Source organism: Bradyrhizobium forestalis (genome assembly GCF_002795245.1).
Lineage (GTDB): Bacteria > Pseudomonadota > Alphaproteobacteria > Rhizobiales > Xanthobacteraceae > Bradyrhizobium > Bradyrhizobium forestalis.
Map to the genome: position 1 here is coordinate 287,343 of NZ_PGVG01000003.1, position 20,868 is coordinate 308,210.

20 protein-coding genes and 1 pseudogene are annotated in these 20,868 nt (G+C 63.9%); 15 read left to right on the forward strand and 6 right to left on the reverse strand.

The window, feature by feature from the left end:
- Positions 1–5: 5 nt before the first annotated feature.
- The 6 genes and pseudogenes from CVM73_RS05720 to CVM73_RS05745 form a co-directional block, all read left to right on the forward strand.
- Positions 6–1,010 (forward strand): zinc-dependent alcohol dehydrogenase family protein, encoded by a 1,005-nt coding sequence (locus tag CVM73_RS05720; protein WP_100231029.1) that lies wholly within the window; start codon positions 6–8, stop codon positions 1,008–1,010.
- Positions 1,011–1,016: 6 nt separating this feature from the next.
- Positions 1,017–2,087, forward strand: coding sequence for an ABC transporter ATP-binding protein (locus tag CVM73_RS05725; RefSeq protein WP_100231030.1), 1,071 nt, complete (start codon positions 1,017–1,019; stop codon positions 2,085–2,087).
- Positions 2,084–3,043, forward strand: coding sequence for a sugar kinase (locus tag CVM73_RS05730; RefSeq protein ID WP_100231031.1), 960 nt, complete (start codon positions 2,084–2,086; stop codon positions 3,041–3,043). Before CVM73_RS05725 ends, CVM73_RS05730 begins: the two co-directional genes overlap by 4 nt.
- Positions 3,040–4,077, forward strand: a complete 1,038-nt coding sequence (locus CVM73_RS05735) for a tagatose 1,6-diphosphate aldolase (protein WP_100231032.1) — start codon at positions 3,040–3,042, stop codon at positions 4,075–4,077. Before CVM73_RS05730 ends, CVM73_RS05735 begins: the two co-directional genes overlap by 4 nt.
- Before the next feature lie 45 nt (positions 4,078–4,122).
- On the forward strand, positions 4,123–5,247 hold the full coding sequence (locus CVM73_RS05740; RefSeq protein WP_100231033.1) for a mandelate racemase/muconate lactonizing enzyme family protein: 1,125 nt from the start codon (positions 4,123–4,125) through the stop codon (positions 5,245–5,247).
- A 177-nt stretch (positions 5,248–5,424) separates the two neighbouring features.
- Positions 5,425–5,796 (forward strand): annotated as a pseudogene (locus CVM73_RS05745) (flagellin family protein); the annotation flags it as partial.
- Between the two features lie 205 nt (positions 5,797–6,001).
- Here CVM73_RS05745 and CVM73_RS05750 read toward each other — a convergent pair.
- Positions 6,002–6,940, reverse strand: a complete 939-nt coding sequence (locus CVM73_RS05750) for a LysR family transcriptional regulator (RefSeq protein WP_100231034.1) — start codon at positions 6,938–6,940, stop codon at positions 6,002–6,004.
- Between the two features lie 210 nt (positions 6,941–7,150).
- Between CVM73_RS05750 and CVM73_RS05755 the strand changes: the two genes are divergently transcribed.
- The 6 genes from CVM73_RS05755 to CVM73_RS05780 all read left to right on the forward strand — a co-directional run bounded on the left by CVM73_RS05755 (position 7,151) and on the right by CVM73_RS05780 (position 13,062).
- Positions 7,151–8,230, forward strand: coding sequence for an ABC transporter ATP-binding protein (locus CVM73_RS05755; protein ID WP_100231035.1), 1,080 nt, complete (start codon positions 7,151–7,153; stop codon positions 8,228–8,230).
- Between the two features lie 34 nt (positions 8,231–8,264).
- Complete coding sequence (locus CVM73_RS05760) at positions 8,265–8,981, forward strand: HAD family hydrolase (protein WP_100231036.1); 717 nt, start codon at positions 8,265–8,267, stop codon at positions 8,979–8,981.
- 16 nt (positions 8,982–8,997) lie between these two features.
- Positions 8,998–10,305: an NAD(P)/FAD-dependent oxidoreductase gene (locus CVM73_RS05765; RefSeq protein ID WP_167406654.1), complete on the forward strand. Its 1,308-nt coding sequence runs from the start codon at positions 8,998–9,000 to the stop codon at positions 10,303–10,305.
- A gap of 28 nt (positions 10,306–10,333) precedes the next feature.
- Positions 10,334–11,392: an ABC transporter substrate-binding protein gene (locus CVM73_RS05770; protein ID WP_167406655.1), complete on the forward strand. Its 1,059-nt coding sequence runs from the start codon at positions 10,334–10,336 to the stop codon at positions 11,390–11,392.
- A 69-nt stretch (positions 11,393–11,461) separates the two neighbouring features.
- On the forward strand, positions 11,462–12,274 hold the full coding sequence (locus CVM73_RS05775; protein ID WP_100231039.1) for an ABC transporter permease: 813 nt from the start codon (positions 11,462–11,464) through the stop codon (positions 12,272–12,274).
- The gene (locus CVM73_RS05780; protein WP_100231040.1) at positions 12,271–13,062 is read left to right on the forward strand and encodes an ABC transporter permease; all 792 of its coding nucleotides are present in this window, start codon (positions 12,271–12,273) and stop codon (positions 13,060–13,062) included. The genes CVM73_RS05775 and CVM73_RS05780 overlap by 4 nt, the downstream gene beginning before the upstream one ends.
- A 188-nt stretch (positions 13,063–13,250) precedes the next feature.
- On the opposite strand, the gene lpdA is transcribed toward CVM73_RS05780, so the two are convergent.
- The 5 genes from lpdA to CVM73_RS05805 are packed head-to-tail and all read right to left on the reverse strand — an operon-like array spanning position 13,251 to position 18,468.
- Positions 13,251–14,648 carry a dihydrolipoyl dehydrogenase gene (gene lpdA / locus CVM73_RS05785; protein WP_100231041.1) on the reverse strand — a complete coding sequence of 466 codons (1,398 nt, stop codon included), beginning with the start codon at positions 14,646–14,648 and terminating at the stop codon, positions 13,251–13,253.
- 7 nt (positions 14,649–14,655) lie between these two features.
- Positions 14,656–15,927 (reverse strand): dihydrolipoamide acetyltransferase family protein, encoded by a 1,272-nt coding sequence (locus CVM73_RS05790; protein ID WP_100231042.1) that lies wholly within the window; start codon positions 15,925–15,927, stop codon positions 14,656–14,658.
- A gap of 1 nt (position 15,928) precedes the next feature.
- Positions 15,929–16,942 (reverse strand): alpha-ketoacid dehydrogenase subunit beta, encoded by a 1,014-nt coding sequence (locus CVM73_RS05795; protein ID WP_100231043.1) that lies wholly within the window; start codon positions 16,940–16,942, stop codon positions 15,929–15,931.
- A gap of 3 nt (positions 16,943–16,945) precedes the next feature.
- Positions 16,946–18,205, reverse strand: coding sequence for a 3-methyl-2-oxobutanoate dehydrogenase (2-methylpropanoyl-transferring) subunit alpha (locus CVM73_RS05800; protein ID WP_100231044.1), 1,260 nt, complete (start codon positions 18,203–18,205; stop codon positions 16,946–16,948).
- Positions 18,202–18,468, reverse strand: a complete 267-nt coding sequence (locus tag CVM73_RS05805) for a hypothetical protein (RefSeq protein WP_100231045.1) — start codon at positions 18,466–18,468, stop codon at positions 18,202–18,204. The genes CVM73_RS05800 and CVM73_RS05805 overlap by 4 nt, the downstream gene beginning before the upstream one ends.
- 134 nt (positions 18,469–18,602) lie before the next feature.
- On the opposite strand from CVM73_RS05805, the gene CVM73_RS05810 reads away from it, so the two are divergent.
- The 3 genes from CVM73_RS05810 to CVM73_RS39655 all read left to right on the forward strand — a co-directional run bounded on the left by CVM73_RS05810 (position 18,603) and on the right by CVM73_RS39655 (position 20,818).
- The gene (locus tag CVM73_RS05810; protein WP_100231046.1) at positions 18,603–19,115 is read left to right on the forward strand and encodes an Lrp/AsnC family transcriptional regulator; all 513 of its coding nucleotides are present in this window, start codon (positions 18,603–18,605) and stop codon (positions 19,113–19,115) included.
- 834 nt (positions 19,116–19,949) lie between these two features.
- On the forward strand, positions 19,950–20,606 hold the full coding sequence (locus tag CVM73_RS05815) for an O-methyltransferase (RefSeq protein ID WP_100231047.1): 657 nt from the start codon (positions 19,950–19,952) through the stop codon (positions 20,604–20,606).
- A 53-nt stretch (positions 20,607–20,659) separates the two neighbouring features.
- Entirely contained in the window at positions 20,660–20,818 is a 159-nt protein-coding gene (locus tag CVM73_RS39655) for a hypothetical protein (RefSeq protein ID WP_158237542.1), read from the forward strand.
- Positions 20,819–20,868: the final 50 nt, after the last annotated feature.

Consider the following 20,868-nt stretch of genomic DNA (forward strand, 5'->3'; position numbering starts at 1 on the left):
CTCTGATGAATGTATCACCTCGACCCAATTCGATCATGCAGGCCGCGGTCTTCCACGGCAACGATCGCATCACCATCGAGCGCGTGGCCTTACCCGACGTCGGCACGGGCGAGGTGCTGGTGCGCATCTCGCGCACGGCGCTGTGCGGCTCGGACTTCAAGCTCTGGCACAAGGGCGCCGAGTTCACCGCAGGTCACGAGATCTTTGGCGTGGTCGAGCAGCCCGGTCATCGTCTGCACGGCCGCCGCTGCGCCGTCTATATCCCCCTGCACTGCGACCATTGCGCGGCCTGCAAGCGCGGCGATACCCAGATGTGCCTGGAAGTCTCCAGCCTGATCGGCTGGAACAGGCCGGGCGGCTATGCCGAATATGTGCCTGTGCCGGAAAACTGCCTGCTGCCGGTGCCCGATGATATCGAGGACAGTCTTGCGCCGCTGCTGCTCGACACCATCGGTACGTCCGGCCATGCCGTGCGCTTCGTCAGCCGTGTCGTGCCGCCCGCTGAAGCCGGCCCGGTTCTCGTGATGGGGGCAGGGCCTGTCGGCCTCGGCGTCGTGCTGGCGCTCCGCGCGCTCGGCTATGATGACGTTCATGTCGCCGATCCCAACGCCGCGCGCCTCGGAATCGCGCAATCCTTCGGCGCGAAGGCGCACCCCATAGGCGACACCTCGAAGCGCTTCGCCCTCATCATGGAATGCTCCGGCGCGCATGCGGCGCGCAATCTCGGCATCGAGCTGGTCTTGCCGCGCGGCGCGCTGGTGCTGGTCGGCGAGAACGCCGCGCCCTGGACCATCGAGGAAGGCAAGGTGTTTCGGCGCAAGGATTTCTACATGATCCGAACCTTCTACTTCCCGTTCCAGGATTTCGAGCCGAATGTCGAGCTGCTGCGCAAGTACAAGGACGAATACCGCGTTCTCGTCGATGGCGAGTTCGGCCTCTCGGCTCTCCCTGAGAATTTCGCCCGCTTCGCCAGGGGCGAGCTGATCAAGCCGGTTCTGGCGCTGGACTGAGCGATCATGGCCTCGATCTCGATCCGCAATCTCGTCAAGCGCTACGGCAATTTCACCGTGATCCCCGATCTCAATCTGGAGATCGCGGACCATGAGTTCGTCGTGTTCGTCGGTCCGTCCGGCTGCGGCAAGTCGACCTTGCTGCGGATCATTGCGGGCCTTGAGCCGATTTCGTCGGGAGACCTCTACATCGGCGACAAGCGCGTCAACGGCGTGCAGGCCGCGCAGCGCGACATCGCGATGGTGTTCCAGGACTATGCGCTCTATCCGCACATGAAGGTCTACGACAACATGTCGTTTGCGCTGGAGCTCCGTGGCGTGCCGAAGGCGGAGATCGACGCCCGCGTGAAGCGCGCCGCAGCGCTGTTGCACATCGAGCCTTATCTCGACCGCAAGCCGAAGGAGCTCTCCGGCGGCCAGCGCCAGCGCGTCGCCATGGGCCGCGCCATCGTGCGGAATCCCAAGGCGTTTCTGTTCGACGAGCCGCTGTCCAATCTCGATGCCAAGCTACGCGGACAGGTGCGGGCCGAGATCAAGGCCCTGTCGCAGGAGCTGAAGACCACCATGGTCTTCGTGACCCACGACCAGATCGAGGCCATGACCATGGCCGACCGGATCGTGGTGCTCCAAAGCGGCACGATCCAGCAATACGACACGCCGGAGACGGTTTACGAGCGGCCCGCCAACCAGTTCGTCGCCGGCTTCATCGGTTCGCCCGCGATGAATTTCTTTCCGGTCGAATGGCGGCAGGAGCGTGCGGTTCTCTCGCAAGGCGGAACGGCGGTCGCTCTCGACGGCGATGCCGCCAGCCGCTTGCGTCAGGCCGGCAATGCCGTGCTCGGCATTCGCCCGGAGCATTTTGCATTAGCCGCTGATGCCGACGGCATCGCCATCAACGTCAGGCTGGTCGAGCCGCTCGGCTCGGATACGCTGATCCATTTCGATCTCGCCGGCGTCTCGGCGATCGCCCGGGTCGACCCGTCGCTGCGGCCGAAGGTCGGCGACCGCATCAGCTTGCGTCCGCAGCCTGGCAAGACGCATTTGTTCGATGCCGCCAATGGGCAGGTGCTGCGGTGAGCTCGGCAGCCAATATCGGTGACCTGTCGGCGCTGGCGGACGTCGCGTCCAAGGCCAGGCCTGTGCACGTGATCTGCCTCGGACTGTCCGCGCTCGACCAGGTCTGGCGCGTCGATCGTCTGTTCGCGGGAAGAAGCGAGAAGATCAAGGCGACCGGCTATGGCACGCTTGGCGGCGGCATGGCCGCCAACGCTTCGGTCGCGATAGCAAGGCTCGGCGCGTCCGTCGCGTTCTGGGGGCGGGCGGGGAATGACGCCGCCGGCCATGAGATGAAATCGGCCTTCATAGCCGAAGGCGTCGACGTCGAGAACTTCCGGCTGTTTCCCGACGGGCGCTCGTCCGTCTCCGGAATCATCGTCGACAGTTTCGGCGAGCGGCAGATCGTCAATTTCCGCGGACTTTACCCGGAAGCCGCGGATTGGCTTCCGCTCGAAGCCGTCGCGCGCGCATCCTCCGTGCTGGCCGATCCGCGCTGGGTTGAGGGCGCAGCGACGCTGTTCCGCGAGGCCCGCGCGCGCGGCATTCCGACGGTGCTGGACGGCGACATGGCCGACGCCGAGGTATTCGAGCGGCTGTTGCCGCTGACCGATCATACGATCTTCTCCGAGCCCGCGCTCAAATCCTTTGCCGGCTCGGCCGAAGACAAATCGCTTGCGGCGCTCGCGCGCTTCGGCTGCCGGGTCATCGCCGTCACGCGCGGCGAGGGAGGCGTGAGCTGGTACGCGAACGGCCAGTCGCATCGGCAGGCTGCCTATGGCGTCGAGGTCGTCGACACCACAGGCGCCGGCGACGTCTTCCACGGCGCCTATGCGCTTGCGATCGGCGCCAGTCTCGATGTGCGCACCGCCATGGCGTTTTCGGCAGCCACGGCCGCCATGAAATGCCGCCACGCCGGCGGCCGCAATGGAATTCCCGATATCAACGAGTGTCTTGCATTCATGAGGACGAAACCATGAGAACGATTGGAAAGAACCGCGGCCTGGCACGGCTTGCTGACGCGGATGGCCACTTTCGCATGGTCGCGCTGGACCAGCGGCCGCCACTGTTCGACGCCATCGCCAAGGCGAAGGGCATCACGCGGGATGAGGTTGAGTATTCCGACGTCACGGCGGCCAAGCGTCTTCTCGTCGAGAACCTCGCGCCGCATTGCAGCTCGATGCTGTTCGACCCGAATTTTGCGGTGCCTGCCGCGATCGATCTCTTGCCGCCGCGCTGCGGCCTGATCATGACTCTGGAAGAGCACCGCGTCGAGGAAACCGCGGGCGGCCGCAAGTCGCGCGCCATTACCAATTGGAGCGTAGAGAAGATCCGCGCCATGGGCGGCGATGCCGTCAAGGTGCTGGCCTGGTACCGGCCGGACGCAGACCCCGCCGTGAACGAGCATCAGAAGCGGTTTGTGCGCGAGATCGGCGTGGAGTGCGCCCGCCACGACATCCCCTATGTCCTAGAGCTGCTGGTTTATCCGTTCCTCGGCAGCGCCAATCACACCGCCGACTATGTGGAATCGCCGGGCAAGCTTCCAGGTCTCGTTATCGACAGCGTACGCGAGTTCGCCAAGCCCGAATACGGCGTCGATCTCCTTAAGCTGGAGAGCCCGCTTGCGGCGAGCAGCCTGCCGGCCCGCGACGGTAGCGCGGAAGCGAAGGCCGCGCAGAAGGAGTTCGACGCGATCGGCGATATCTGCCGCGAGCGCAGCATTCCCTGGGTACTTCTGTCCGGCGGCGCTGCACCGGAAAAGTTCGAGCGTGTCCTCGATTTCGCCTATGCGGCGGGAGCCGGCGGCTTCCTGGCCGGTCGCACCATCTGGCTCGACGCCGTGCTGAGGAACTTTCCGGATCGGGCGGCGGTGTCGGCGAGCCTGCGCAAGGACGGCCTCGGCGTGCTGGAACGGCTCAACGAGCTGACCACGGCCAAGGCCGCGCCATGGAAGGCGCGCTTTCCGGTGTTTACTGATATCAAGCAGGAAGGTGACTTCGCGCGCGCCTATTGAGATAGTGGCACTGCGTGGTCTCATCCCGACCGCAGGATCCGCGACATGACTGACGGTTTCACCATCCGCTCGATCGAGGCGTTTTGCTATCGCTATCCGCTGGCGACGCCGGTGGTGACGTCGTTCGGCAAGATGCTCAACCGTCCCGCCGTCTTCGTTCGCGCCGTCGATGAAGACGGCGTCGAGGGATGGGGTGAAGCCTGGTCCAACTTCCCAGCGCCCGGCGCGGAGCATCGCGCCCGGCTCGTCAACGAGGTGCTTGCGCCCGGCCTTGTCGGCCGCAAATTCGACAGTCCTGCTCAGGCCTTCGAGACCCTGAGCAAGGGCACCGAGGTGCTGGCGCTTCAGTGCGGCGAACCGGGACCATTTGCGCAGGCGATTTCGGGCATCGATCTCGCGCTGTGGGACCTCTCCGCACGCCGCCAGCGTTTGCCGCTTTGGCGGCTTCTGGGCGGGCAGTCCGACACGATCAAGGTCTATGCCAGCGGCATCAACCCTGGGGGAGCCGCGCAGGCAGCGGGGGCCGCGCTCAAGCGCGGCCATCGCGCGCTGAAGCTGAAGGTCGGCTTCGGCACCGAGACCGACCTCGCCAATCTGGCCACGCTGCGCGGACTTGTCGGCGCCGGCATGCTTGCCAGCGATGCCAATCAGGGCTGGTCAATGGCGCAGGCGCTTCAGATGCTGCCGCGGCTGGCCGAATTCGATCTGCGCTGGCTGGAGGAGCCGATCCGCGCCGATCGCCCGCGCGAGGAATGGCGCAGGCTGCGCGCTGCAGCGACGATGCCGATTGCCGCCGGCGAAAACATTTCGAGCGTCGAAGCCTTCAGGGATGTTCTGTCGGAAGGCGTGCTTGGCGTGGTTCAGCCTGATGTTGCGAAATGGGGCGGCCTCAGCCTCTGCGCCGGGCTGGCGCGCGACATCCTGGCGGCAGGCAAGACGTTTTGCCCGCACTATCTCGGCGGAGGTCTCGGCTTGCTTGCCTCCGCGCATCTTCTCGCCGGTATCGGAGGTGATGGCTGGCTGGAAGTCGATGCCAACGACAACCCGCTGCGCGATCGGCTTTGCGGCTCGATCATCAACGTGAGGGAGGGGACCGTTAAACTTGGCGAAGAGCCCGGGCTTGGAATAGTGCCCGATCTTGCCTCTATCGAGCGCTATCGCAGCATCTAGACCAGAGTGAAGAGACCCGCTGGCTTCCGGCCGCAATGCTCTCGCTTGATCGGCCTCGTTCTCGTTGGCCATGACTTCCTCAAATTGACCATGATGGATTGGAGCGAGACCTCAGTTCGGAGCATTGGGCACATTGTGGTGATCGATCGCCTCGCCAATCTGGACGACGGGGCCTGGACCGTGTCCTACGGCGTCACTGCGGACAATTCTTCGGCGTTCGAGGAGGTGATGCGCGTGCTGAAGTTCGCCGCCAACAGCACCACGCTGTCGTCTTCGGACATCACCGGCGCGCTCGACCTCGCCAGCACGGCGCTCGACGACACCGCCGCCGTGCAGGCAAAGCTGTCGAGCCCGTCGTCCTCGATCGAGACCGCGAGCGCTCGCCAGGCCGACTACAAGAGTTACGCGGAGACCTTGTCGAATGACCTGACCAGCGTCGACGTCGCCGCCATCACGGCGCAGCTCTCGATTTACCAGGCGCAACTCACGGCGTCCTATTCTGCTCTCGGGAAGATCTTGAGCCTGAATCTTGCGAGTTATCTGAAGTGAGTGCACGAATAAGATGCTTGCCACTGAACGAAAAGCGGAAGCCGTCTCCGTCCGGGCTGGAGGCTGATCAAGAAGGAAGGAAGCGGAAGTCTCGGCCGGCACGATCTCCTCGTCGGACCAGTCCGCGCTTTCGACGGCGCTGACCGATATCAACTCGGTGCTCCAGCAGAGCCGGTCGAGCGGCAGTACGATCCGCGCCTTCACATCAATAACACGCAGCCCTTGCGCCGAGCTTCGGATAGAGCCGATCGATCGCGGCGATCTCGCTCTTCATCTGCGCGGTAATCCAGTCGCGGATCTCGGCGGCGATCGGGCGCATCGGTCGGTTGCGGGGCGGCAGGAATTCGCAGATGCGGCGCGTGGTGGTGAGTGTGTCGGAGGCCGGCACCAGCGCGCCGGTGAGCAGCCAATGCGAGGCGACCGTCAGCCAGCCGAGCGCAATGCCCTGGCCGAGTAGTGCAGCCTGCACCACGACGGCATAGTCGGTGAAGCTCAGCGCCTTGGCCGCGCCGCGGCGCCCGGTGAGCAGCGAGGCGTAATCCGCGGCCCAGTCGCCCGGCGTCTCGGCGAGACGAATGATGGTGTTACCTTCCGTGGGGTCGGTCTCGCCGAGATAGCCGGGGCTGCACATGGGCAGCATGACTTCCTTCATCACCAGCGTGCCGCCGGATGACGGCTCGTCGCGATCGCGGAAGCGCATGCCGAGATCGACGTTCTCCACCGGTCCGCGTAGCGCACCAGAGATGAGCTGGAAGCGCAGATCGACTTGCGGAAACTGCTTCTGCAGCTTGTCGATGCGCGGCATCAGCCAATGTGTGGTGAAGGCGGAGGATACCGACAGCGTCACCGTCTCGGTGCCCTTGCGGCGTCGCTCAATCTCGACGAGCCCGCTCTCGATGCTGCGAAAGCCTTCGAGCACGCGGCGATAGAGCAGCTCGCCTTCCTCGGTAAGCACCGCGCGGCCCGCTGTGCGGTCGAACAGGCGCACGCCGAGATGCTCCTCGAGCTGCCCGAGCATGCGGCTCACTGCCGGCTGCGTGACGTTCAATTCGGCGGCCGCCGCGGTGAAGCTGCCATTGCGCGCCGCTGCGTCGAAGACGAACAGGGCGTTACTGGAAGGCAGCATCCGGCGCAACTCAGGCATAACGTCATGTTATGAGGCCCGTAACAATTTGGCAATTGCCGGGTCTTGCCAAGTCTGTTGTCATTGGCATCACAGCCTAAAGATAAGGCTCGCGAGAGAGGGTTAGGTGCACTGCACGCTTCAGCCGTGAGTGCTCAGGATCCCTGTCTATAAAGCAGGCTTATGGCGCGCAGTGAGGCACGCCGTTGCAGGGATTGGTGAGGTCGGTCATTGGACAAGCGAGCGGAGAGCGTCGAGATCAGGTCCGCGAGCAAGGCGTATGGCGCCGTTCGCGCCCTGGACGACGTGTCCCTCGATGTCGGCCCCGGCGAGTTCGTCTCGTTGCTCGGTCCCTCCGGTTCCGGCAAGACCACGCTGCTCGGCATTCTCGGCGGCTTCATCCTGCCATCGTCGGGCTCAATCCATTTCGGCGGCCGCGACGTCACCTACATGCCGCCGCACAAGCGCGATATCGGCGTGGTTTTCCAGAACTACGCGCTGTTCCCGCATATGAGCGTCGGCGAGAACGTCGCCTTTCCGTTGCGCGCGCGGCGGCTGCCCAAAGCGATCTGGCCGGACAAGGTGCTTGCGTCGCTCGCGATGGTGGGGCTCGCCGGGTATGAGGAGCGCGGCATCGCGCAGCTCTCGGGCGGCCAGCGCCAGCGCGTGGCGCTGGCGCGCGCGATGATCTTCGAGCCGCGCCTGATCCTGATGGACGAGCCGCTCTCCGCGCTCGACAAGCAGCTGCGCGAATCCATGCAGATCGAGCTGCGGGCGCTGCACAAGCGCATCGGCGCCACCATCATCTACGTCACCCACGACCAGCGCGAGGCGCTGACCATGAGCGACCGCGTAGCGGTAATGCGCGACGGCCGCCTGATCCAGATCGACACGCCCGAGCGGCTGCACGACCATCCCGCCGATTCCTTCGTCGCCAGCTTCATCGGCGAGGCGACCATGCTCTCGGTCCGCCGCCTTGACACCTCCAGGATCGCACTCGGCAATGTGCTGCTGCGCAGTGCGCGCGCGCTTCCCGATGGCGATGCCCTGATGCTGGCGGTGCACAGCGAAAAGCTGCTGATCGACGACGGCGCGCAGGATCCCGCCTGCAACCGGCTGACCGGGACGGTCACCGACATCGTCTATCAGGGCGAGAGCCTGCGCATCTTCCTGGCGCTGGAAGGCGGCATCGAGTTCAGCTTGCGCCAGCCGGCCTATCACCAGGCCTACAGCCGGATTCCGCCGCTCGGCGGCAGCCTCACCGTCACCCTCCACCCCGAAGACACTATCGTCGTGCCCCGGGTGGACTGAACCCAAGCCCGTTCAACCGAGAGAAGAAGCGACCATGTCCACCCCAGCCGCATTCAGCCATTTCAAGGTCCTCACCTTCGATGTCGTCGGCACCTTGATCGATTTCGAGAGCGGCGTGCTCGCTGCGGTGCGCCGGATTTCGGGCAAGACCCCGGCCGAGCTCAGCGACGACCAGATCTTCGAGCCCTACAAGCGTGGCCGCGACAAGCACTATGAGCGCTCGAGCGAGGCGATGTTCCACGTCTACCGCCATCTCGCCCAGGAACTGGACCTGCCGGCCGATGATGCCGCGTGCGATGCGTTCCAGCTCTCGGTGCTGCGCTGGAGCCCCTTCGCCGATTCCGTCGAGGCCTTGAAGCGCCTGCGCACCAAATTCCGCCTGGTCGCGATGACCAACGCCGATCGCGTCGCGCTGTCCGCTTACGCCCATGCGCTCGGCAATTCGTTCGACGACACCGTCTGCGCCGACGACACTGGCGTCGCCAAGCCGAACCCGGAGTTCTTCGCCTACAACAAGGGCCGCCAGTCGGCTTTCGGTTACAAGCAGTCCGACATCTTGCACGTCGCGCAGAGCCAGTATCACGACATCGGGATCGCGCGGAAACTCGGCTACAAGGTGTGCTGGATCGAGCGCCGCCAGGGCATTGCGGGCTTCGGCGCTACGCCGGCAGTGGAGACGTTGACCAAGCCCGACTTCCACTTCCCGACGCTGAAAGCGCTTGCCGACGCGGCCATCGGACCTGCGGCATAAATCCGTGAGCGCAGGCATGACACGGGATTGGAGCGCGCTGCCATCGGTGAACTCGCTGTGGGAAGCCACCGCGGAGCCGGCGCGTGATTTTCCCGTGCTGTCGGGCGAGCAACAAGCGGATGTCGTGATCATCGGGGCTGGTTACACCGGTCTCTCCGCCGCGCACCACATCGCCGGGGACGGCCTGTCGCCGATCGTGCTCGAGGCGAACCGTCCCGGCTGGGGTGCGAGCGGGCGCAATGGCGGGGTGATCACGGCAAAATTCCGTCTGTCGTTTCGCGAGATCGATGCCGCACATGGCCGCGCCATGGCAAAGCGCATGTACGAGATCGCGCATGAATCCACCGACATGGTCGAGGAGCTGGTCTCCGAATTCGGCATCACCGGCGCGAACCTGACGCGTACCGGCCAGGTCAAGGCCGCGCACAACGAGACGACTCTGAAGGCCGCGATCGACGAAGCTAACTGGATGACGCGCGAGATGGGCTCTGCCGAGGTCCGCATCCTCGACAAGAACGGCGTGCGCGAGGAGACCGGCTCCGACATTTTCGTCGGCGGCGTGCTCAATCCCGGCTCGGGCGGCATCCATCCGCTGAACTATCTGCGTGGTCTCGCCGACGGCATCGCGCGGCGCGGTGTTCCGATCTTCCAGGAATCGCCCGTGGTGAAGCTGCGGCGGGAGAATGGCGGCATCGTCGCCGAGACGCCGCAAGGTGCGGTGCGCGCAAAACAGGCGATCATCGCTACCAACAGCTATTCCGATCTCACCGGCGCGACGGCGCACATGCAGTGCACGCTGATCCCGTTCCGCAGCGCCATGGTTGCGACCGAGCAGCTGCCGCGCAATCTCGCGGGAAAGCTGATGCCAACCGGGCGTACCTACACCGAGACCAAGCGCATGATGCGCTGGTTCCGCATGGTCGACAATCGCGTGATCTTTGGCGGACGCGGCGCCTTCGGCAAGCAGGATTCCCAGGCCGCATTTGACGCCTTGCGCAGGGCGATGGTCGGCATCTTTCCTGATCTCGCCGATGTTCCGCTCGAATACAAGTGGTCGGGCCTCGTGGCGATGACGCTGGATTCGGTGCCGCATATCGGCCGGATCGACGAGCGCACGCTGGTCTCGATGGGCTACAACGGCGCAGGCGTCGCCACGTCGAGCCTGATGGGCCGCTATCTCGCCGCCTTCGTCCGCGGTGAGATGCCCGATGTCGGCCTGCTCGATATCAAGCGCATGAAACCCATTCCGTTCTATCCGCTGCGCGAGCCCGCCGTGCGCATGGTCGCCGGCTGGTACCAGTTTCTCGATGCGATCGGTCAGTGAGATCTCTTTGGCGATGGAGGAGGCGACGATGACGGCGAAACGGAATTCTGGATTTTGTTACGCCCTGTTGGGTGCTTCGATCAGTGCGATCGCGCTCGGTACCGCGGCCAACGCCGCAGAACAGATCACCTTCGTGTCGCAAGGCGGCGCCTATCAGCAGGCGCAGACGGTGGCGATCCTCGATCCCTCCGCCAAGAAGCTCGGTATCACCATCAACCAGGACTCCATTCCCGATGCCTGGCCGGCGATCAAGACCCAGGTAGGTAGCGGCAAGCCGATCTGGGACGTCGTGGATACCCCGACCGGCTATTGCCTGCGCGGCGGCGAGCAGGGTCTGATCGAGAAGCTCGACTTCTCGAAAATCCCGAACGCGGCGGCGATGCCCGAGGCCTATCGCAGTCCCTATTCGGTGTCGTACGAGTTCTACTCCAGCGTGCTGGCCTACAGCCAGAAGACCTTTCCGAAGGACGCGCCGAATAGCTGGGTCGACTTCTGGGACGTCAAGAAATTCCCCGGCCGCCGCGCGCTGCGCAATCATCCCATCGCCACGCTCGAGGCGGCGCTGATGGCGGACGGCGTCGCGCCGGACAAGCTCTATCCGCTCGACGTCGATCGCGCCTTCAAGAAGCTGGAGGAGATCAAGCCGCACATCACGGTGTGGTGGACCTCCGGCGCGCAGTCGGCGCAGCTCCTCAATGACGGCGAGGTCGACATGGAGATGGCCTGGAACGGCCGCGTCAGCGCGGTCGCCAAGGAGGGCGCAAAGGTCTCCTTCACCTACAACCAGGGCATCCTGCAGAGCACCTCGCTCTGCATCCTCAAGGGCGCGCCGAATCTTGGGACCGCGGTGAAGTTCATCAACGAGGCTGTCGATCCCGTGCACCAGGCCAATTTGCCGCTCAACATCGACTACGGCCCGGGCAATCCAAGGGCGTTCGAGACCAATGTGATCAAGCCCGAACGCGCCGCGCAATTGCCGAGCGAGCCGGCCAATGCGGCCAAGCAGGCGCTGATGTCCTATGCCTGGTGGTCCTCGCCCGCGGGCGAGGCGGCTGAGAAGCGCTGGGCGTCGTTCATGCAGAAGTAGGCGAGGCCAGCATTGACGACATCCCTGTCCGATCCATCGCAAAAGCATCAGCGCCGCGAGCACGGCCTGATGCTGGCACTCGTGTCGCCGGCGCTGCTCGTGATCCTCCTGTTGATCGTGCTGCCGGTCGGTTGGCTCGCCTGGCAGTCGATCTACCATGACGGCTTTACGCTCGAGAACTATCGCCGCGTCTTCACCGAGGACATCTATTGGCGCAGCTTTGCGCTGACTTTCGAGATCAGCCTTGCGGTGACGGTGATCGCACTGCTGCTCGGCTATCCCGTGGCCTATCTTGCCAATTCCGTGCCCAGGGGGTGGAGCATCCTCATCCTGTCGCTGGTCGTGTTGCCGTTCTGGACCAGCGTGCTGGTCCGCGCCTATGCATGGCTGGCGCTGCTCCAGCGCACCGGCGTGATCAACCAGTTCCTGCGCTACCTCGAGGTCATCTCCGAGCCGCTCGCGCTGGTCCACAACACGTTCGGCACGGTGGTCGCGACCGTGCACATCCTGCTGCCGTTCATGGTGCTGCCGCTCTACGCCACCATGCAGAAGATCCCCGGCGACCTCATGCAGGCCGGCGCCAGCCTGGGGGCGAGCCCGTCGCTGACGTTTGTCCGTGTCTTCCTGCCGCTGTCGTTGCCGGGCGTTCTCGCGGGCTGCACCATGGTGTTCGTACTCTGTCTCGGCTTTTACATCACGCCGGAATTGCTGGGCGGCGGACGCACGGTGATGGTCTCGATGCTGGTGAGCCGCAATGTCGAGCTTTATAACCAGTTCGGTGCCGCGAGCGCGGTCGCCGTCGTGTTGCTCCTGAGCGTGCTCGTGATATTTTTCGTCGTGAGCCGCTTCATCTCGCTCGATCGGGTATTGGGGCAGAGATGATGCGCGCCTCGCCCGCCCGGATTCTTCTCTACGTGATCAGCGCGCTGGTGCTGGTCTATCTGATCATGCCGGTCTTGATCATCGCGCCGATCTCGTTCTCCGGCGCGCGCTTTCTGAGCTTCCCGCCACCGTCGTTCTCAACGCGTTGGTACCAGCAGTATTTCTCAAATCCCGCCTGGATGCAGGCGACGCGGGTGACGCTGACGGTCGCATTCCTGACCGTCGTAATCGCGACGCCGCTTGGCGTTGCCGCCGCCTATGCCATCTGCCAGTCCAAGCTGCGCATCATGCGCATCGTCCACATGGCGCTGCTGCTGCCGCTGGTGGTGCCGATCATCATCACCGCGGTGGGCATCTTCTTCGTCTATGCCAAGATCGGCCTGGTCGCGACCATGCCTGGTCTCGTGTTGGCGAACGTGATGCTGGGATTGCCTTATGTCGTCATCTCCGTGCTGGCGGGCCTTCAAAGCTTCGACCCGGCGCAAGAGATGGTAGCGCGTAGCCTCGGCATGAACCGCCTGCGCAGCTTCTTCGCGGTGACGCTGCCGCAGATCAAGTCCAGCGTTGTCGCCGGTGGCATCTTCGCCTTCATCTCGGCGATGGATGAGACCATTGTCGCGCTGTTCATCTCCGGCGGCCAGTATCAGCCGCTGACCAAGCGCATGTTCACCGCGCTCCGCGACGAGATCGATCCCACGATCGCCGCAATCTCGACGCTGATGACGGCAGCGTCGTTCATGCTGGTGCTGCTGGCAACTAGGCTACGACGTAGGAACGCGTCGTGTTAGTGCGTCGTGGGACGGGACGCGCTCGGTCGCAGAGCAGCCGTCCGGGAAGACGTCTCGGCCTGGAGGCTAGCATGGCAATAGCTGCGACTAGAGAATCTCAGCATGATGGTCGAGGTCTCGATTGCCGTGTTCGCCCCGCTTGCGGGACTGGCGAGGATCGTGGTCTGGCTCATGGTTCCCCCTGTATTTCAGATATGAATTGCATGTCCCAGCGATTTCAGCGATGCCTCGTGAAACGCTTCACTTTGGGTCGGATGCGCGTGGATGGTCATCGCGATGTCCTCGAGGCGCGCACCCATCTCCAGCGCAAGGCTGAAGGCGGCTGAAAGTTCGGCGATGCCGGCTCCGACCCCCTGAATTCCAAGCAGAAGATGGTTGTCAGCCCGCGCAACGGTGCGTATGAAGCCGTCCTCACGCTCCAGCGTCAGTGCGCGACCGTTGGCCTTGAACGGGAAGAGATCCGTCTTGACATCGAAGCCCTTGCCGCTTGCCTCGTTCGGCGACAGGCCGACGGTGACGATCTCGGGATCGGTGAAGCAGATCGCCGGGATCGAAACCCGGTCCCAGGCGTGGCGGCGACCGGCGACGATCTCTGCGACCATTTCGCCCTGCGCCATGGCGCGATGTGCCAGCATCGGCTCTCCCGTGATATCGCCGATCGCGAAGACACCGTGCATCGAGCTGCGGCATCGGTCGTCGATCCCGATGAAAGGTCCAGTCATGTCGAGATCGAGAGTCTCGAGGCCAAAGCCGGATGTCGCCGGCCTTCGGCCGACCGTAACGAGGATCTTGTCGGCATCCAGCGTCCTCTGCTCACCGCTGGCGGTCTCGATCGTGAGCGCGGTACCGTCCGCGATCAGCGTTTTCGCCTTCGCGCCTGTCAGGACGGTGACTCCGAGCGCACTCAGGCGCCTTTCGACCGGCGCGCTCAGTTCGCCATCATATTGCGGCAGAATGCGTGGCTCGGCCTCGACGACCGTGACGGCCGCGCCTAACTTCGCGAACGCCGTGCCGAGCTCGAGGCCAATGTAGCCGCCGCCGACCACGACCAGCTTGTTCGGGATCTCGGTCAGCGCCAGCGCCTCGGTCGACGAGATCACGCGGCCTCCGAATGGCATGTGCGGAAGCGCGACGGGCTCGGCGCCCGTCGCGATCACCACCGTTTCGGCGTGGATCATCTGCGCGCCGGATCGCGTTTCGACCTCGACGGACTTGCCATCGCGAAAACGAGCATGCCCGGCTATGAGCCTGACGCCCGCCTTCTTCAGGAGGCCGGCCACGCCGCCGTTGAGGCGCCGGACGATGCTGTCCTTCCAGGCGACGGTCCTGGCGAAATCGAGCGACGGCTTTGCCGTGGAAATTCCGAGCGCACTCTCTTCCTCGGCGGCAGCTGCGATCGTTTGATACTCGCCGGCCGCATGGATCAGAGCCTTGGAGGGAATGCAGCCGACATTGAGACAGGTGCCACCCGGCTTCTCGGCTTCGACGACAATCGTATCGATGCCGAGCTGGCCGGCGCGGATCGCGCAGGTATAGCCGCCAGGGCCCGCGCCGATGACAAGGAGCTTGCAGTTGATTTCAGCCATCGCACTATCAATCAATGAAGATCATGGCCGGCGTTTCCAGCAGCAGCTTGATGCGTTGCACGAATTGGGCGGCATCAAAACCATCGATCACGCGATGATCGAAGCTGGATGACAGGTTCATCATCTGGCGCGGCACGAAGGCCGCACCGTCCCAGTGCGGTCGGATGGCGATCCGGTTGACGCCGACGATCGCGACCTCCGGGTGATTGATAATGGGGGTCGTCGCGAGCCCGCCGAGCGCGCCGAGCGATGTGATGGTGATGGTTGAGCCGGTAAGTTCGTCGCGGGTGGCGTTGCCGTTTCGAGCTGCTTCGGCGAGCCGCGCGACCTCAGTGGCGCAATCCCAGAGGTCGCGTGCTTCCGCATGCCGGACGACGGGTACCACGAGACCGGTCGGGGTCTGGGTGGCGATCCCGATATGGACGCCGGCGTGCTGGTGCACGATCCCGGCCTCATCGTCGAAATGGGCATTGAGATGCGGCAGCTCGGCGATCGCGCGCACCATGGCGCGCATCAGGAACGGCAACAATGTCAGCTTCGGCTTGTCCGGCCGCTTCCGGCCGTTGACCTTCGCGCGCAAATCCTCGAGCGCCGTGACATCGATCTCTTCGATGTAGGTGATGTGCGGGATGCGGGAGTTCGCAATCGACATCTTCTCGGCGATCTTGCGGCGCAAGCCGACGATCTTGATGTCAGTGACTGCAGTTTGTGCCGGATGCGGTGTCGCCGTCGATCCGGTGCGGCCGTGCGCGAGATGGGCGTCGAGATCATCGTGAGTGATCCGCCCAGCCGGACCCGTGCCGCGAATCTGCCGCAGGTCGACGCCTGCTTCCCGCGCACGGAGCCGGACGGCGGGAGCCGCCAAAGGCCGTTCGACTGCGTGGTGGAGTGGCGAAGCGGAGGGCTGCGACCTCTGTGCGTCGGACGGCTCGCTCGCCCGCGTGCGCGGGGCGGTTGCGCCGTGATCAGCCCTCTTGCTCGCAGCGCTGGCCGCGGGCGATGCAAGCTTGGCCGCCTCGGCCGCCTGCTCGCTCTTGCCGTCTATCTCCAGCCGAACGAAGTCCGAGCCGATGGCGAGAAGGTCGCCCACATTGCCGGCGAGCCAGGTGACGCGACCGTCAGCCGGTGAGGGGATTTCGACGGTCGCCTTGTCGGTCATGACGGCGCCGAGCACGGCATCCTCGCGTACGACGTCTCCGACCTTCACGTGCCATTCCACGAGCTCGGCTTCCGCTATGCCTTCGCCGACGTCGGGCAGCCTGATCACGCGCTCGGCCATCTCAGGCCTCCAGGGTTTCGATCAGTGCGCGGCCGATCCGCGCCGGTCCCGGGAAGTAGTCCCATTCCTGCGCATGCGGGTAGGGCGTATCCCAGCCGGCAACGCGAACGATCGGTGCCTCCAGGTGATAGAAGCACCGCGTTTGCACCAGCGCGCAGAGCTCAGCGCCAAAGCCGGATGTAAGCGTTGCCTCATGCACGATCACGCAGCGTCCGGTCTTTTTGACCGAGGCTTCGATGGTGTCGAGATCGAGCGGCAGCAAGGTGCGCAGATCGATGATCTCGGCGTCGATGCCGGTTTCCGCCGCGGCCGTCTCGGCGACATGAACCATCGTGCCGTAGGCAAGGATGGTGATGGCCTTGCCTTGCCTGCGGATCGCAGCGCTGCCGAGCGGAATTGCAAAATGTCCGTCGTCGACCTCACCGAGGTCATGCTTCGACCATGGTGTCACCGGCCGGTCATGATGGCCGTCGAACGGGCCGTTATAGAGTCGCTTCGGTTCGAGGAAGATCACGGGATCGGGGTCCTCTATCGCCGATATCAGCAGGCCCTTGGCATCGCGCGGATTCGACGGCACGACGGTCTTGATACCGCAGACATGGGTGAACAGCGCTTCCGGGCTCTGGCTATGCGTCTGGCCGCCAAAGATGCCGCCGCCGGTCGGCATCCGCACGACGAGAGGACATGTGAACTGGCCATTGGAGCGGTAGCGCAGCCGCGCCGCTTCGGAGACGATCTGGTCGTAGGCCGGATACATGTAATCGGCGAACTGGATCTCGACACACGGTTTCAATCCATAGGCCGCCATGCCCACCGCGACGCCGACGATGCCGAGCTCGCTGATCGGCGTATCGAAGCAACGGCTCGTTCCATATTTCGCTTGCAGGCCCTGGGTTGCGCGAAACACGCCGCCGAAATAGCCGACGTCCTCGCCGAACACCACGACGTCATCGTCGCGCGACATCATCACATCCATGGCCTCACGGATCGCCTCGATCATGGTTTTGCGCGACATCGCTCAGACTCCGGCTTCCTGGCGTTGCCGGCGTAGATGCGGCGGCATCTCCGCGAACACGCCTTCGAACATGTCGCGCGCCGAGGCATGCTGAGGAGAATGCAGCGTGCCGTGGCTCTCGGCCTCCTTCTGCGCCGCGATCACGGTGTCCATGATCTCGGCTTCGGTCTGCTTGTGCCGCTCCTCGGACCAGGCGCCGCGCACGATCAGATGGTTCTTCAGCCTGATCACGGGGTCTCCCAGCGGCCATGCCTCGGATTCCGTCTTCGGCCGATAGCCGGCTGGATCGTCCGAAGTGGAATGCGCGCCGACGCGATAGGTTACGTGCTCGATCAGGGTCGGGCCGAGATTGTGGCGTGCGCGCTCGCAGGCCCATTTCGCCACTGCATGGACCGCGAGGTAGTCGTTGCCGTCGACGCGCAGCGCCGGAATGCCGAAGCCGAGACCGCGCGCTGCGAACGTGCCGGAACCGCCGCGTGCGATGCCCTGGAAGGTCGAGATGGCCCATTGATTGTTGACGATGTTGAGCACGACCGGCGCGCGGTAGGTCGAGGCGAACACGAGGGCGGCGTGGAAGTCGGATTCGGCGGTTGCTCCATCGCCGATCCAGGCGATCGCGATCTTGGTGTCGTTTTTGATCGCAGATGCCATCGCCCAGCCGACCGCCTGGATGTACTGGGTGGCGAGATTACCGGAGATCGAGAAGAAGCCGTGCTCCCGTGAGGAATACATCACGGGCAGCTGGCGCCCCTTCAGGGGATCGTGGGTGTTGGAGTAGATCTGGCAGGCCATCTCGACCAGCGAATAGCCGCTGGCGATCAAGAGCCCCGCCTGGCGGTAGGTCGGAAAATTCATGTCGCCCGGAAGAAGCGCCTTGCGGAAGGCGCAGCTCACGGCCTCTTCGCCCATATGCTGCATATAGAACGACGTCTTGCCCTGACGCTGCGCCATCTGCATGCGTGCATCGAAGGCACGCAACGTCATCATGTGGCGCAAGCCCTCGAGCAATTCGCCGTCGGAGAGCGCGCCGGCCCAGGGGCCGACGGCTTCACCGTCGCGATTGAGCACACGGATCACGGAAAAGGCGAGGTCGCGTATGGCCTCGGCGTCCACGTCGACGTTGGGACGATCGACCTGGCCGGCGCGCGGAATGCGGATGTTCGAGAAATCGGGTTTTCCGCCCGGGCGCACCGCCGGCTCCGGTACATGCAGTTTCAGGGGCGCAGGCTCCGGCGACCGAATTGCTTCGCGCCGCGAGCTCATGGTGTCATTTGTGAGGTTCTGGTCGGGCATTGGCATTCACCCCTCACCTCGATTGCATCAATGCAGAACAACGCGCCAACGCGCCGAACGAGCCGGTCGATGATGTCGCGGTCGTCGATATCTATGGAAGCCGAGATACGGCATTCGCTCGCGTCTGCTCGTGCGCTGACGGCAGCAAGCCGAAGCCCCGCGACGCGCGTCTGGTCGAGCAGGCGGCCGAGTGCGGCGTGCATATCGTTGGTCTGAAGTTCGAGAAGAAACACCGCATATGTCTCATTTTATTGGGATATCGTACTGGCAAAGTTCAGGATTGTTGTTCTTTTAATCTGGGTGTAGGCTAGTTTTACGGTATGAATTTTCTAAGTACTGACCGTAATCCCAGAATGGACTTCTTGGTATGGCGCCGGTCGGACGTGGCGCAAGGTCGGTCAAAGCTCCCCGCAAGGATGCGCTTCGGCTCGACGAGATTGATCGCAAGATCCTGCGCGCCTTGCAGCAGGATGCGCGCCTGACGACGGCGCAACTCGCCGACAAGATCGGGCTCTCGACCACGCCGTGCTGGAACAGGCTGAAGCGCCTGGAGACGCAGGGCTATATCGATGGCTATGTCGCCCTGCTCAATCAGGACAAGCTCGGCCTGCCTGAGACCGTCATCATCGAGCTGACCCTCGATCGCCACGACGAAGAGATGCTCGAACGCTTTGGTCAACTGCTCACGAGCTTGCCGGAGGTGATCGAAGCCTATCTCACTACGGGCGACTACGATTACGTCGTGAAGGTCGCGGTCGAGAGCACCGCCGGCTATGAACGCTTCCTGCGCGAAAAGCTCTATCGCATCCCGGGCATCCGCCACAGCCGATCGTCGTTTGCGCTGCGCTGTCTAAAGAAGCTGACGTCGGTGCAGGTCTAGTCAAATGTGTCCCCACGATGAGAAGACGTCACCGGCTGTGACGTCCTCTCCTCGCGTTCGGTTGAAAGGTTCGGCGCGTCAGAAGGCCGTCTTCTTGCCGATGATGCCGACGTAGCTCGATCGTACCAGAGCGCCCCGCGCCGGGGCTGCCGCGGTTGAAGCGGCGGGGGGACGCTTTCGCCCAACTCTACGGAAGTATACTGTCCGTCCGCGTTAGACACGGGTTCCGTGGTGTGGACGACAACGCCGAGCGGGGTTGGCCATCCGCGCAAGGCGTGTACTACGCTCCGCAACCTGACCAGCGTTTGCACCGCCTTGCAATCCCGCGCCGGTTCGCAATGATGCCACTTGCCGGCCTTCGAAATAGGGCGAAGCCTCGTTCGCCAAGTCCTCGACATAGTCGAGGGCGCTCTTCACGCGGCCCCACTGATATCGACCGGCGAAATGAGGGTGTCGCAGGCGTCCTTTCATGTCGGGTCTTGCCCCGCCCACTTTGCACCATTTTCCGCAAACGTTGGCATCTCGCCCAGTAGCTTGCGTTGATGGCGGGGAGCACTGGGCAAGCACTTTGTAGGTCTCCTAATCTTGATCGAAAGCGAGAGTCCGGCGAGCGAAAGCTTGCCCCTAGGTCGCACGCGGGCACTTGTGCCAGTAAGGGTTGGGCGGCGCTTCTTGCCACGCGCTGGAAGCGACTGTCAGTGCGATCGCCTGCTCAACGAGAAATATATCTCCGCCTGCGATCCGCCAACCAGTGCTCCGAGGAGCCGCTCGAACGAGCGTGGCCACGGCTTCCTCGAGGTCGTGACGGGCGCGCAACGGACCCGAGGATTGGACATGAAGCACGTGACGGACATCCAGATACGACAATACGCGGTCGAATTCGGTACGCGTCAGACCGACGTGCAGCGGAAGTTGCGCGAAGAAACCCTGGCGCTGCCCGAAGGCAATATGGTGACATCGCCCCCTGCCGGCCAGTTGCTCGCTTTTTTGATGAAGACAATCGCTGCGAAGCGGGTGCTGGAGATTGGCACTTACACTGGCTACAGCGCGCTTGCCATGGCGCTCGCGCTGCCGCCGGACGGTCGGCTCGTCACGCTGGATGCCAGCGAAGAATGGACGGCGATCGCACGCTGCTACTGGCGGAAGGCGGGGGTGATAGACCGCGTCGCACTTGAGCTCGGCGATGCCATCGTATCACTCGGGCGTCTTCTTGGCGACGAAGGCGAGGGAGCTTTCGATTTCGTCTACATCGACGCCGATAAGGAAAGCTACGACACCTATTACGAGTACAGCCTGCGCTTGCTCCGGCCGGCGGGCCTGATTTGCTTCGATAATGTGTTCTGGGGGCGATCGGTTGCCGATCCTCAAGACCACAGCTCGGAAACCCTGGCTCTGCGCCGCCTCAATGTGAAGATCCGTGACGATGAGCGGGTAGACATGTCCATGTTGCCGCTTGGCGACGGGATGACCCTGGTTCGCCGCCGACCCTGAGCGGCTGCCTTTCGCAAGCCGCAGCTTGGGTCCCCGAAGCCGAAATAATCGTGATGTACAAGATGACCTCCCGCATCAAGGCGCATTCCATTGCCCGGACGTTGGTCGCGGTGATCCCGGCGTTGCTTCTGGTGTTGACGGGGTCATCCGGCTGGCTCGCGGTCTTCGCGCGTGCGCGCAATATCGCCGCAGATGTTCAGTTCGCCGCTTGACCTGTTCGCGCTCGAGTTCGTCGCCGGTTGGCCCCCCAAGCTGTTTGAAC

What these genes read in the sequence shown, in the direction of transcription:
- CVM73_RS05720 (WP_100231029.1), top strand. Translation starts at nt 6, where the DNA reads ATGAATGTATCACCTCGACCCAATTCGATCATGCAGGCCGCGGTCTTC.
- CVM73_RS05725 (WP_100231030.1), top strand. Translation starts at nt 1,017, where the DNA reads ATGGCCTCGATCTCGATCCGCAATCTCGTCAAGCGCTACGGCAATTTC.
- CVM73_RS05735 (WP_100231032.1), top strand. Translation starts at nt 3,040, where the DNA reads ATGAGAACGATTGGAAAGAACCGCGGCCTGGCACGGCTTGCTGACGCG.
- CVM73_RS05740 (WP_100231033.1), top strand. Translation starts at nt 4,123, where the DNA reads ATGACTGACGGTTTCACCATCCGCTCGATCGAGGCGTTTTGCTATCGC.
- CVM73_RS05750 (WP_100231034.1), bottom strand. Translation starts at nt 6,940, where the DNA reads ATGCCTGAGTTGCGCCGGATGCTGCCTTCCAGTAACGCCCTGTTCGTC.
- CVM73_RS05760 (WP_100231036.1), top strand. Translation starts at nt 8,265, where the DNA reads ATGTCCACCCCAGCCGCATTCAGCCATTTCAAGGTCCTCACCTTCGAT.
- CVM73_RS05765 (WP_167406654.1), top strand. Translation starts at nt 8,998, where the DNA reads ATGACACGGGATTGGAGCGCGCTGCCATCGGTGAACTCGCTGTGGGAA.
- CVM73_RS05770 (WP_167406655.1), top strand. Translation starts at nt 10,334, where the DNA reads ATGACGGCGAAACGGAATTCTGGATTTTGTTACGCCCTGTTGGGTGCT.
- CVM73_RS05775 (WP_100231039.1), top strand. Translation starts at nt 11,462, where the DNA reads ATGCTGGCACTCGTGTCGCCGGCGCTGCTCGTGATCCTCCTGTTGATC.
- CVM73_RS05780 (WP_100231040.1), top strand. Translation starts at nt 12,271, where the DNA reads ATGATGCGCGCCTCGCCCGCCCGGATTCTTCTCTACGTGATCAGCGCG.
- lpdA (WP_100231041.1), bottom strand. Translation starts at nt 14,648, where the DNA reads ATGGCTGAAATCAACTGCAAGCTCCTTGTCATCGGCGCGGGCCCTGGC.
- CVM73_RS05790 (WP_100231042.1), bottom strand. Translation starts at nt 15,927, where the DNA reads ATGGCCGAGCGCGTGATCAGGCTGCCCGACGTCGGCGAAGGCATAGCG.
- CVM73_RS05795 (WP_100231043.1), bottom strand. Translation starts at nt 16,942, where the DNA reads ATGTCGCGCAAAACCATGATCGAGGCGATCCGTGAGGCCATGGATGTG.
- CVM73_RS05800 (WP_100231044.1), bottom strand. Translation starts at nt 18,205, where the DNA reads ATGAGCTCGCGGCGCGAAGCAATTCGGTCGCCGGAGCCTGCGCCCCTG.
- CVM73_RS05810 (WP_100231046.1), top strand. Translation starts at nt 18,603, where the DNA reads ATGGCGCCGGTCGGACGTGGCGCAAGGTCGGTCAAAGCTCCCCGCAAG.
- CVM73_RS05815 (WP_100231047.1), top strand. Translation starts at nt 19,950, where the DNA reads ATGAAGCACGTGACGGACATCCAGATACGACAATACGCGGTCGAATTC.
- CVM73_RS39655 (WP_158237542.1), top strand. Translation starts at nt 20,660, where the DNA reads ATGTACAAGATGACCTCCCGCATCAAGGCGCATTCCATTGCCCGGACG.